This window comes from Pseudomonas sp. P4_D7 (genome assembly GCF_056401755.1).
In genome coordinates, this window is the sequence record NZ_JBFUIR010000061.1 from 19,817 (window position 1) to 31,709 (window position 11,893).

9 protein-coding genes are annotated in these 11,893 nt (G+C 53.9%); 3 read left to right on the plus strand and 6 right to left on the minus strand.

Features of this window, described 5'->3' with window-relative positions:
• Nucleotides 1–2 precede the first annotated feature (2 nt).
• Nucleotides 3–968 carry a glycosyltransferase family 2 protein gene (locus tag AC1DVF_RS25920; RefSeq protein ID WP_460090125.1) on the minus strand — a complete coding sequence of 322 codons (966 nt, stop codon included), beginning with the start codon at nucleotides 966–968 and terminating at the stop codon, nucleotides 3–5.
• A 276-nt stretch (nucleotides 969–1,244) separates the two neighbouring features.
• On the opposite strand from AC1DVF_RS25920, the gene AC1DVF_RS25925 reads away from it, so the two are divergent.
• Entirely contained in the window at nucleotides 1,245–1,436 is a 192-nt protein-coding gene (locus AC1DVF_RS25925; protein ID WP_016984684.1) for a YegP family protein, read from the plus strand.
• Nucleotides 1,437–1,553: 117 nt separating this feature from the next.
• On the opposite strand, the gene AC1DVF_RS25930 is transcribed toward AC1DVF_RS25925, so the two are convergent.
• Complete coding sequence (locus AC1DVF_RS25930; RefSeq protein ID WP_477783371.1) at nucleotides 1,554–5,054, minus strand: glycosyltransferase; 3,501 nt, start codon at nucleotides 5,052–5,054, stop codon at nucleotides 1,554–1,556.
• Nucleotides 5,055–5,548: 494 nt separating this feature from the next.
• Between AC1DVF_RS25930 and AC1DVF_RS25935 the strand changes: the two genes are divergently transcribed.
• On the plus strand, nucleotides 5,549–7,015 hold the full coding sequence (locus AC1DVF_RS25935) for a tyrosine-type recombinase/integrase (RefSeq protein WP_477783372.1): 1,467 nt from the start codon (nucleotides 5,549–5,551) through the stop codon (nucleotides 7,013–7,015).
• 118 nt (nucleotides 7,016–7,133) lie between these two features.
• On the opposite strand, the gene AC1DVF_RS25940 is transcribed toward AC1DVF_RS25935, so the two are convergent.
• The 3 genes from AC1DVF_RS25940 to AC1DVF_RS25950 form a co-directional block, all read right to left on the minus strand.
• Nucleotides 7,134–7,520 carry a hypothetical protein gene (locus tag AC1DVF_RS25940; RefSeq protein WP_477783373.1) on the minus strand — a complete coding sequence of 129 codons (387 nt, stop codon included), beginning with the start codon at nucleotides 7,518–7,520 and terminating at the stop codon, nucleotides 7,134–7,136.
• 1,238 nt (nucleotides 7,521–8,758) lie between these two features.
• The gene (locus tag AC1DVF_RS25945) at nucleotides 8,759–9,319 is read right to left on the minus strand and encodes a recombinase family protein (protein WP_477783374.1); all 561 of its coding nucleotides are present in this window, start codon (nucleotides 9,317–9,319) and stop codon (nucleotides 8,759–8,761) included.
• Nucleotides 9,320–9,473: 154 nt separating this feature from the next.
• Entirely contained in the window at nucleotides 9,474–9,692 is a 219-nt protein-coding gene (locus AC1DVF_RS25950) for a hypothetical protein (RefSeq protein WP_477783375.1), read from the minus strand.
• Nucleotides 9,693–10,095: 403 nt separating this feature from the next.
• Between AC1DVF_RS25950 and AC1DVF_RS25955 the strand changes: the two genes are divergently transcribed.
• Nucleotides 10,096–10,935: an AbiJ-NTD4 domain-containing protein gene (locus AC1DVF_RS25955; RefSeq protein WP_477783376.1), complete on the plus strand. Its 840-nt coding sequence runs from the start codon at nucleotides 10,096–10,098 to the stop codon at nucleotides 10,933–10,935.
• Nucleotides 10,936–11,362: 427 nt separating this feature from the next.
• On the opposite strand, the gene AC1DVF_RS25960 is transcribed toward AC1DVF_RS25955, so the two are convergent.
• Nucleotides 11,363–11,893, minus strand: a 531-nt coding sequence (locus AC1DVF_RS25960; protein ID WP_477783377.1) for a hypothetical protein, incomplete at its 5' end; no start/stop codon positions are given.

Below are 11,893 nucleotides of genomic sequence, written 5' to 3' on the forward strand. Positions count from 1 at the left end.
TGTCAGTCCTTGGGGTCATAGACGCGACGCACCAGAAAAACCGGCCGGCGTTTGGATTCGATATACGTGCGGCCCAGGTACTCACCGAGCACACCGATGCCGATCAATTGCAGTCCACCGAGAAAGGTCACGGCCACCATCAGCGAGGCATAACCGGGCATGTCGATACCGTGAATCAGCGTGCGTAGGACAATGAATATGGCGAAGGCAAATGACACCAGCGACACCAGTGCGCCGACATACGTCCAGATCCGCAACGGTTCAGTGCTGAAACTGGTGATGCCTTCCAGCGCGAAGTTCCACAGGCGCCAGCCATTGAACTTGCTCTGCCCCGCCACGCGCTCCGGGCGCTCGTAATCGACGTGAGTGGTGCGAAAGCCGACCCAGGCGAACAGGCCTTTCATGAAGCGCCGGGACTCCGGCAGGGTCAGCAAAGCATCAACCACGCAGCGATCCATCAGACGAAAATCGCCGACATTCTCGGGCAAAGGCTGTTCAGCGATCTTGTTGTGCAGGCGGTAGAACCAGTGCGCTGATGTCTGCTTGGCCCAGGTGTCGCTGCGACGGCTGATGCGGTGACCGAGCACCACTTCAAAACCTTCTCGCCAACGCTCGATCATCTGCACAATGACCTCGGGCGGGTCCTGCAGATCAGCGTCGATCGGCACCACGATTTGCCCGGTCGCGATCTGCAAACCGGCGGACAACGCTGCTTCTTTGCCGAAGTTGCGACTCAAATCGACGATACGCAGACGCGCATCGTCCCGCTGATGTTCGAGCAGGCGCTCAAGCGTGGCATCGGTACTGCCGTCGTTGACGAATACCAGTTCAAGGTCGATCAACGCCTGCGTCTGAAAGACTTCATTGATGCGCCGCAGAAACGTGTCGAGGCCGTCCTCTTCGTTAAAAACGGGGACCACCAGCGATAACGTCACCCGCCCGGCCTGTTGCGTTCCGTGCTCAGTCAAAGGAGTGCTCTTCTTATAGTGTTTGTCGGTCGCCGAACGATATTCGACGCCATGAGCCGTCCCGTATTAAGCAGCAGCGTCGACGGTGTTGCAAGGATCAGACGGCGTCATTTTGGCCAATCCACAGGCCTATTGCTGCGCTCTAGCCCACGTCCTTCAGAAACATCCGCGAACGATTGGAAACAAATGTCCGATAGCCAAAAAAACCGTCTGCGCTAGGCTTGCGACCATGCGCCACACCGGCTGTCGCACAATGAATCGCATGGAGCGAACTGAATGTATTTCGAGATTTACAGGCAATCCAGAGGCACCCCGAGCACCGGCAAAGGACAATGGCGCTGGAGACTGAGAGCGGGTAACCACGAGACCATCGCCAGTGGCGAGTCGTATGTGAACAAGGCGGATTGTTTGCACGTGATCGGGTTGATCAAGGCTGTGCAGGGGGAGACGCCGGTCAAGGAGATCTAGCCGCTCGGCACGATCCTGCAGATATGAAAAAGCCCCACAGTTTTAAGGCTGTGAGGCTTTTTTTCGGGCTTGTATCGAAAGACATTAAAGAAGCAGCGCGCAACGCTGGCCTCTTGTTCAGTCCGCCAGCCAGGCGTTTCGCCATGCCAACAGATGTTCGTCCTTGAGCATCCACTGATTGAGTACAACGCTGCGCAGGGCGTTTCCAACCTTGGCGCTGGCATCGGGCTCAGCCAGATGTTCGCGAATAGCGGCAATCCAGTCTTGCGAACGGTTCCTGACCCTCGTCACCGGGAAATCACCCCGATAACAAGGGATGTCCGAACAGATCACGGGGAAACCACAGGCGCCATACTCCAACAAGCGCAAATTGCTTTTGCAGGCGTTGAAAAAGTTGTCTTTCAGAGGTGCCAAAGCCAGGTCGAGGTTCAGCTCAGCCAGTCTTTGCGGGTATTTTTCGATACTCACCCCCCTATGGAACTCATGGACATAGGGACGCAGTGCTGGTGGGCACATCCCCATGAATACCCATTCAACTTCTCCTTCCAGCGCACGAACCACTTCGGCAAGGACTTGCAGGTCGGCGCTGTGACTCGAGCCGCCGGCCCAGCCAACCCGAGGCTTGCGGCCTTGTTGGCGCTGGCTGGTCAGGTCGCTCCACCAATGGCTCGGCAGACGGTTTTCCATCACCCGGATGTCGGCATTGAAGCCCTTCAGCGCATTGGCCAGCGGCTCGGTAGACACCACCAACCGATCGCACAGCCCTACGGCTTTCTTCAAGCGTTTGGTGATGTCTTTGGGCAGCAATTCGTGGTTCAAGTTGCCAGCGGGCACGTCAAGAATATAGTCATCCAGCTCGTAAATCTTGAACGCCCTGGAGAATGCCTTGGTGTCCTGCATGTACTCCAGATGAGGCGTTGTGTGCTGTCCCTGGAAAATGATCGTGTCCGGCGCAATGCGCTCCAGTTCTGTCGGTTGCAGTCCCTCGTCGCTTACCGTTCCGCCGATCAGTTGCGCAGCTTTCAGGGCAGCGAAAGGCTGACGCACGCGGTAGTGTCCGCTGCCGAAAGAGTCGAGAGGGTGGCACAGCACATGAGGCAACTCACGACTGGCGAACGGGTGCCAATCAGTGTCGGTACGGTATTTGGAGGAAAAGCCACTGCCCTCCAGGGTCAGGTTGCGGTTGTAGGCCGGATCGTTGGCGATTTGCGCAAGCCAACGCTGGTACATCACCGACTGTTCGCCCTTGAACCGTTTGCGCTTGGCTTCCTCCTTGGTCGTGTCAACGTTGTTCTGGCTCACACTGGCTTCGTGAACGAGCAGCGCATAGGGTGTCCAGACAATCAGCCGTCCAGCCTGGCCGACTTTCAGGCACAGATCCACATCGTTAAAGGAAACGGCCAGGCCGACCTCGTCCATCCCCCCCACTTGCTGGTACAGCTCGGTGCTGATCATCAGGCAGGCGGCGGTGACCGCGCTGTAATTCTGATCAAGATGCAAGCGGTGAAGGTAGCCGTTGGACTGCATTGAATCGCCGATAAACGGGTGGTCTGCAACGCCACGCAACCCGAGTACCACACCTGCATGCTGAATAGTCCCGTCGAGGAATAACAGTTTGGCGCCCACTATCCCCACTTCCGGCCGCTGGGCGTGATGGAGCAGTGCACCAAGCCAGTCGCCATCAATGATCGCCGTGTCATTGTTGAGCAGCACCAGGTAATCGCCGCGGGCATGGCTGGCCGCAAAATTATTGATCGCCGAATAGTTGAACGGGTGCGGATAACGCAGGATGCRCACCTTGGGATTGTTCAACAGCTCCATACCGTTGAACCAGTCCCGGGCCTCGGCTGTTTCGCTGTTGTTGTCGACGATGATCAGTTCGTAATTCGTGTAGCTGGTTTTCTCCATGATGCTTTCGATGCAGCGCAGCAGCATCGGCAGGCAGTCCTTGGTGGGAATGAGGATCGACACCAGCGGCTGTTCCGCATGTTGGTAGACCACACGATTCGCCATTGGCAAAGGTCCGGCCAGCAGCTCATGCGCCACGCCCAGACGCTGCAAGTGCGCCCCGACGATGGCTGCCGAGTTCGCGATGACTTGCGGTTCACCGAGCCACTGAGGGAAATTGATGGCCTGATGCACCAGCACATCCGCGAGGTGCCCGACAGTGCCCAGACCGTGAGTTTCAATCAGCCGAAAAAGCAAATCATGGGGCGCCAGTTCGCTGAAGGCTGGATCAAAGCCGTCGGCAGACAGCGCGGCCTCGCGACTGAAAGCCAGTGCGCGGCCGACATAGGGATAACTGCGCAACATATCCAGATTCAAATCCGGCTTGAATACCGGACTCTGGCAGCCTTCAGCGGTCAGTGAGTCTTCATCGCTGTAGCATGCGCTGACACCGGGATTGAGCGCGATGCCTTCGGCGAGCAAAAGCAGCGCGTGGGGATCCAGTTCGTCTCCGCCACGCAACAGGTACCACCAGTCAACGTCGATCTCCTGCAACAGTTCATTGAGCTGGCTCGGCCACGATTCGGCCAACGGCAGCCAGACCAGATTATCGGCCGGCGTCACGCCTACAGGTTCGGCATTGGAGAGCACCACGATGGCCGCCGCCCGATAAAGCTGGCGATCAATGCTTTCCAGGCTCGAACGCAACAGTCCGATATCACCCGTAGTGTCGGTCAACACCAACAACACATCCGGTTGCCGCGGCCAGCTCGCCAGTCGCGCGGGCAAACCTTCGACCTCGACGGCGGCCAGTTGCCGACTCGCCAGCCAGCGCTGATAAAGGTCGATATTGCGCTGCTGCCGGCCAACATTCGCCAGAACGCCGAAAAAACGCTCTAACGTGTGTGCCAGGGTGCCGTCGAGCTGGCCACTTTCAACTTCGAAATCGCTGCCCGTCAGTTGAATCCGCTCCAAAGGCGCAAACACTTCAATGCGCGCAAAGAACATGGTGCCGGCAAAATAATCCGCTTCGTTGATGCCCTGCGGCTCAATACCGCCACGCTCGGCCAGGGTGACAAGCAACGCGCGGTTGCTTTCGCTGAGGAATCGGGTGACTGGCACCAGGTATCGCTGAGGACCCAGCATCGGCACATGCACCGGGTCGGCCAGGTGTTCCAGCGCTCGACTGAATCGTACCGGGTCCAGCAGATCATCGAATAGTTCAACGCCCCAATCGATCTCCCCGCCCAAGTGCAGCGAACGCTTGGTGTGCAGCTTGACCAGCATGCGGATGTTATCGGCACGCAAGAACGGCAGCACCCGCAGAAACGGCAAAACATCCCTGCCGTGATTCGGCACCCGGTATAGCGAAAAACTCAGTGTGCTGGCCGTCAGTTGAGCACAGATCTCATCTTCACGACCGGCTACGCAGGTTACGTAGAGGTGCAGGCGTTCAGTCTGTTTAATCAAACGACGCAGAATATCTTTCAGCACTTCGGGGTAATACGCATGGATAACCACGCCGACTGGCGGCTCGCCATCCTCGAACGCTGGCGGCTGCGCAACCAGCACTTCGCAGTCTTCGACGTGGGGTGCGGCGCTGCTGCCTGACTTGACGGACTGACGTTCAGAAACGCGGTGAGCACCTTGGGCTGATGGTGGAATTTTCATATTCAAACCAATTCAAATAGGGAGCGAGGCTGGAACTCGCTGGATGCGCCTTTCACGGCCGAGGTGAGCAAGTATCCACTTTAGTGAGAGCGCTGGCCTCATGACTGGACAGAGGATAAACGACGACAGGTGTGATTTGGCGGCCGATCGCTGGCCAATAATGACAGCCCCTACTCTGCGAGCGCGGCTTTAAATGGGTCGGTGAGTCCTGTGAACGTTGTGTCTCTAATGTCGGCAGAGGCTGTGTTTACTTAAATTGCCTCTCTGCGTAGGACCTCACCATGCACGACGCGCTTCAGCGCTATCGCCACGAATACTGGATTCGCAGAAACGAAAAAGCCCCGTAGATTTTCATCTACGGGGCTTTTTCTATGTAATGGCGGAGAGATAGGGACTCACCATCCGTAGCCGCGAAACCCAACAGGAACCGTATTTACTGACTTTCCCGGCGATTTTACGTAGACTCTTTACGTAGAATACCGGAGCAAGTGACCATGCCGAAGGCCAACAATCTCGAACTTCAAGGTGGCACCTACCACGTCAGAATGGATATACCCAAGGACGTGCGAGAGGCTTTCGGCGGTCGTCGTATTCTGTCGCTGTCGCTGAAAACTGGCTCGCGAGAAGAGGCAATGTTCCGTCGCCTGCCCATCCTGCACGCTTGGAAGAGCCAGATAAAAGCCATACGTGAAGGCAAGTTACTGGGAGATGGCTGGCAAGAAGACATAGTGCAAACCCTTGAAGATTTGGATGCCATCACCCAAGGGCAGAAACGAGCGCTTGTCGGTGAGACGGCCCCGCTACTGCCTGACGTTGATCCAGCCCTGAAAGCGAAGCTCATGAGCAGCCCTCGGTTCATGGAAGCAGTACGCCTGCTCGTGGGCGACCACCTCAAGGATGGAATCGGAGGGAAAGTACAGATTCAGGATGAACTGAATCGAGGACTCAAGGGCATGCTGCAAAAGCGTCTTGGCACCGAATACAAGCTCACCGCTGAGCAGGGCCAAGAACTGGAAACACTGGTGAAAGATCCGGCTAGCTACAAGGCTCGCTCGCCGATTACGAAGGCACGGTTAGCCTCATTCCGCATCTACAGGCTTGGACATCACGTCGCACTCAAGACGATAAATCAGCAGGAGTCGAAGCTGTTGAATCTGTCGGAGCATCTGCAAACGACTGGCACCAAGCTCGACTTTGATTCGGTGAGTGCTTGGCTACAGGGCATGAAGCTCAGTTCGAAGACTAAGCAGCAATACCTGCTCGCTGGTAGCCAGTTCTGGCAATGGTCGATGCAGCATGAACCACAGTGGCGACAGACCTTCAAAGGGCACGTGAACCCATTCGAGAAACACACGCTACCTTCACTCAAAGGCAAGGCCAAGCTTGACGCAAAACGGAAGGCTTTCACCATCGAGGAAGTCGGCACTCTGCACAACGCAGCGAAGGAACAGAAGCTCGGCACGCTGGCAGACTTGATCTTGTTGGGCGGATATGCCGGGGCTCGAATCGAGGAACTGTGTCAGCTTCGCAAAGAGCATCTGATTACCGTGGACGGGGTGAAGATGTTCGATATCGTGGATTCGAAAACCGTTGCGGGGATTCGACAGGTGCCAGTGCATCCCAAGCTAACGGCACTCGTGGATCGACTCGCCGAAGCTTCCACGGATGGCTATCTGGTGCCTACCGACAGCAACAACAAATACGGGATTCGTTCGGATGCACTGAGCAAAGCATTCGGTAGGTTGAAGACAGCCATGGGCTTTGATCGAACCCGCGTGTTCCACAGCATAAGGGCGACGGTAATTACTCAACTGGTACGGGCAGACATACCTGACAGGCTGATCAAGGAGCTTGTAGGTCACGAAACCGGAACGGTGACGTTCGACGTGTATTCGAATGGATCATCACCGAAACAGAAGTTCGACGCCATATCGAAGCTTCCAAACCTTCGCACAGATTGACGCGTAAGATCTCGCTTACTGCCTACAAGGAGGTATCAAGGATCTGTGGCTTCGCCTATTTACCTTGCGACGCTATTCCAGCAAGGCAGTGCGAACCCTAAGATCGAAGCAGAATAAATCATTTCTTGAACCAGAAACCCAAGATCAGGCCAATGATGCCAAACGCCCACTTTTGATGCTCATCACCGTAATAGTTGGGCAGAAGTATGACGGCAAGCGCCGCACCTACAACCATCAACGAGAGTGCAATTGGCATCCAGATTGCTGAAGCATGTGATACCTGCGGAGCCTGTGCGGCCTGTGCTGCCTGCGCGGCCTCAATTGCTTCAATAGCTTTCGTATTTACCTGAAACTCTCTTCCGCCCGGATGTTGGGAGTACGCAATGTGGGTGTGGGGGTGGGTATACGTCGTCTTATCTGCAACATCTCCACGTTGACGGACTTGGCGCGTCACAAACAGCAGAAAAAGACCAAATGCCATCACCATCCAAGGTAAATACTCCATTGCCACCACCATCCCTATTGTCATTCTGACAGATGCTATCAGTTAACACGCGTGATGGCACGGCGCCCCACCGACCGAAAAGAAATGAGCATTTTCGCCCATAGAAACGAGCAGTGATCGCGTCCTATATATAGAAAGATTTTGTGAAAGGGTTCGCTTGCGCAAAAAACGGCTGCTTGCAGAAATCAGTGCCAAAGGGTCAACGCCAGCGGATTGACTGCATTCTCACTTTCGTTACACAGGGTTATCCACAGGCAGTACGTTGCAACACCCACCAAAAACACATTATCTTGTGGTCGCCTCCCTACGAAACCCTACATGCTGGGGTTTACGCCTCCTCTGACTCTCATTTTGTGAGAAAGCTCTTTAATCGGAGAGGATCGCTTCGTCTCAAAAGAGCAACGGAGATCGTAATTAATGGCCCATTTAGGCCCCTAAGAGGCCCTCAGACGCGCTTTGACATAGTTATGAGGGGTCGGTGGGCGACTAATTACGAAAGATGCGTAGAAAGCACCTCAGAAGCCTTGCGATGCAATCGAAAATACGATTACAATTCAGCAGACGCAAAAAAGCCGCCCATTGGGGCAGCTCTGTTGAAAAAGTTCACGAGCAGATACGTACGTTTTCGCGGACATAACGTAACTGCTCGCCCTCTTCGACATGCGTTAGCACCGTCAAGAGAAGGACGCCATTTAACCGAATTGATGTCACTACGTCAATTGCTGTTTGATCGGTGGTCATTCCTGATCTTGATGTGTGCGATCAACCTGTACACACATATAGGAGTGTCCATTATGGATAGCTTTGACCTTAGTAATGTAGGCAAGAAAACCGTCCCTGTCCGTCAATATCGCCGGTTTCGTTTCGGCGAGTGGGAGGACGTCTGTCACCACCACCGTAGTCCGCCTCGTTAAGGCGTAGCGTTAAGCCACCAAGCTTGCGCTGATTTGGTGGCCCTACCGGTAATATATCCAGAACCTGGCCCCCGCCAAAATTCACTGAGCACCCTCGCTCAGCTTCTGCGTTTCCGTCTGAAAAATAATGTTGGCTCAGTCTTGCCCGCGCCGTTAAGCGGTGTGCGACGGGGGCTTATCTAAACGCTGGAAAACTAGAAATAACCTGACGCCCTGTAGCGCTCTCAGAGGCTGTCAGAGGCACACAACCCTAGAGACGATGCGAGCTGACAGAGACAACAAAGCCCGCTCAAGGCGGGTTGATGTGGGTGTACAGGGTCTAATTCAAACCTTGTTCCAATGTCTCTTGATGGTGGGCAAGCTCACCTTGAGTTCGGCTGCTGCCTGAGCCTGTGTCATGCCTTTAACCTTGAGCTTCTGTACCGCCTCCGTGGTGTCGGTAGCCACTGGACGACCACCCTTCTTGTTAGACCTTGCAAGGCCCTCTCTGGTGCGCTCCTTGATTCGATCACGCTCAAAGGCTGCAACTGCTGCGAGAACTGTTAGCTGGAGCTTTCCGGCTGCACTGGTAAGGTCTACACCGTCAAGGTCAAGACTACGGACATGGATACCATCCTTTGCCAGTCTCTCTACTGTGGCGAGAACGTCTTGCACGTCACGGCCTAGGCGATCCAGTTTCAGCACGACCAACGTGTCGCCCGTTTCCATGCGTTCGGCCATCTTGCTGAACTGGGGACGTTGGAGGGCTGGTACGCCGCCACTGATCTGTTCAGAGAACCAGCGGGTGGGCTTGATATCGAAACCCTTTGATGTGAGCGCCACCAGTTGGTTGTCGGTGTTCTGCTCTGTCGTACTGACACGACCGTATCCGAATAGACGACTCATTTACTCTCCCTCCTAGGTATGCCAACGCCGTTCGTGGGGTATCAACAATGGAGGGATCATCATGCAGTGGTATCAACAACCTGTAAACCAGTATTTGATGATACCGGTGTAACAGTCGGATAGACGGTATCGTTTAACGGTCGTTTGATGATCCCTACACCTGACGAAGCTGGTAGATCGCGTCAGTGAGTATTCGGGCGTGTGAATCCAGTCCGTGCAGCGCTGCTAAAGCATTGTCGGCGGCGATGCCGCCTCCTTGGCTCTCAACCCAATTAATGAGTTCTTCCAGCGCTGCGGCGATTCCGTGTTGGTTGCGCAGCAAGATCGTAAGTGCATCCGCAGTAGCGATGTTGGCACTTGTGTTGTGTGACATGGCATTCATCCTTGAGGGGTGGTGCAGGAATCGTAGCTCAGCTTCGGATAGGCTGGAGCTGGGGTGGTGTGGTTTTGCAGAAATCGGTGATTCGGCGTGGAGTAGCCACTTTTGCAATATTTAACCGAGTTTGAGCGTGATCGGAGGCCTCGACTAAGTTCGCCTTACCCCAGACCCCGCGCAAATACTGGCTTATAGGCCGATGATCTAACTAACGACGTGGTTATAACCATAAATAGGAGCATGGTTTACGCGGGGTTTCAGGAGGGTTTTCAGTGGATTTCGCCTGAGGTTGCAGCAGACCGCCAATGGCCTCCCGCCAACATGTACAATGCTCACACCGATCAGATGCCTTGAGTTGAGGGCGATGACGAAAATATAAAAATGGGGTGCCATGGTGACAATGGATTTCTCACAACGAATGGGACTAACTACAGTTGTCAAAGTAGCGCAAGTCGATGCTATAGATACTGCGTTGCAGAATGCACTGTGGAATGTACTAACCCTCAATCTCTTCGCAAGATTTAAGCAGCCAAAAGCGCATTATCCGGACAATCTGCGTGGGTCAAACTTCCAAGAGTTTTCGGAGCTAGTTTTCTCCGAGTTCTATAAAGTTCCGGTAGATACCATTCCTTATAAGTGGTCGGAATTCAAAAAAACCATACGGGAGAACTACTTCAAGATGAAGTGGCATCGCCTATATAGTTTTTTGGAGTTTGTGGTAAGCCTGAATTACAGGGACTCCGCCCAAATCCTTGTCGAGGAGTTTAATCGGGTTCTCGAACGTGAGAACTCAGCATATCGCTTTGTTTCTGGAAAAGTGACTCCAATCACATCAAACAATGAGATCGAAGAGATTGAACAAGCTATTTCTGGCTCTGACCAATACGCTGGCGTAAGAACGCATCTTCAAACTTCGCTTGGAATGCTCACTGATCGGCAGAATCCGGACTATCGGAATTCAATCAAGGAGAGCATCAGCGCTGTTGAGTCTTTGGCGAAGCAATTAGTGGGCGCGCCCTCAGCGACCCTAGATGGTGCACTCAAGGTTCTTGAGAAGAGTCACAAATTGCATCCGGCGCTCAAGAAGGCATTCTCCTCCCTGTACGGATACACAAACGACTCCGACGGCATACGTCACGCCCTAATGGAGAACTCTGAGCTTACCAAAGCAGATGCTCGTTTCATGCTCATCTGTTGTTCAGCCTTCATCAACTTCGCAATCGACAGCGTCGAAGACTGATGTGTGTTGGTGGTCGCATCGAAAGCGTTTAGCTTTCATCTTGATCCAGCTACGGCGTGACCGCCGACCATCCTTCTGGTGTACCTCGACACAAATACAAATAAACAAAAATCCAGCCCTTGCCTTTGATCTTGCCTTTTGCTTCGGTGCATAAACGAATGCGGATGCATTCAGTAGTAACCCATCAGCGGACGCTGACAGTCATTGCACGGCACCTTCGGTATAGCAGATCAAAAGCGAAGAGCTTTGATGTGAGTTGATATTGGTGTATTGGACGGTGGACTGATCCTGAATCGGGACGATTCGACTATTGTCCATCAGCGTGTTTAAACTGTAGTGCTTCGCACTGAGGTTCGCTTCTCTCTCTTATCCTAACGTAATTCAAGTGAACAACTGAACCTTTGAATAATCTATACAGACAGAAAGTTCAGATGCACAGCTCACTGAGTTGATCGTCATTCGGAAAAGAAAATTTCTCCGCCGCTCTCTGAGTCACTCTTCCTTCTATCGTGTCAACTGCATCCAGCATTCTCTTGCCTTGAATCATAGGCCCAGCGGGGTGAACACCGAGGCCTAGAGTAATAATCTCTTGGCGAACATGCCACGGGCTGGCAGTAGAGTACTTCTCGCAGAACTCAGCAACCATTTCATCGAGCCGATCAAACAGAATGATGGCGTCTTGGAGGATTTCATTCTGACTCGCACGCGCTGCTTCTGGCTCCATCCAGTCCGGGCGGATAAATGCGTCCTCGGGCAACGCACGGCGGGCTTTCTTTTCAATCGCCGAGGGAATCGCTTCATCAAATGGAATGCCGTAGGCGACTTTGATTTTAGTGCGAAATTCCATCCGAGAAATTCCTTCCGGGCGAGTCGCCAGTGGAATAAGCTGTTCCATCAAGAAGTAGTGCGTATCGAACACCGCAACCGTGCCAAGATTCCGCTTGCACCAGTTCTCGGT

What these genes read in the sequence shown, in the direction of transcription:
- AC1DVF_RS25925 (WP_016984684.1), top strand. Translation starts at nt 1,245, where the DNA reads ATGTATTTCGAGATTTACAGGCAATCCAGAGGCACCCCGAGCACCGGC.
- AC1DVF_RS25935 (WP_477783372.1), top strand. Translation starts at nt 5,549, where the DNA reads ATGCCGAAGGCCAACAATCTCGAACTTCAAGGTGGCACCTACCACGTC.
- AC1DVF_RS25940 (WP_477783373.1), bottom strand. Translation starts at nt 7,520, where the DNA reads ATGGAGTATTTACCTTGGATGGTGATGGCATTTGGTCTTTTTCTGCTG.
- AC1DVF_RS25945 (WP_477783374.1), bottom strand. Translation starts at nt 9,319, where the DNA reads ATGAGTCGTCTATTCGGATACGGTCGTGTCAGTACGACAGAGCAGAAC.
- AC1DVF_RS25950 (WP_477783375.1), bottom strand. Translation starts at nt 9,692, where the DNA reads ATGTCACACAACACAAGTGCCAACATCGCTACTGCGGATGCACTTACG.
- AC1DVF_RS25955 (WP_477783376.1), top strand. Translation starts at nt 10,096, where the DNA reads ATGGATTTCTCACAACGAATGGGACTAACTACAGTTGTCAAAGTAGCG.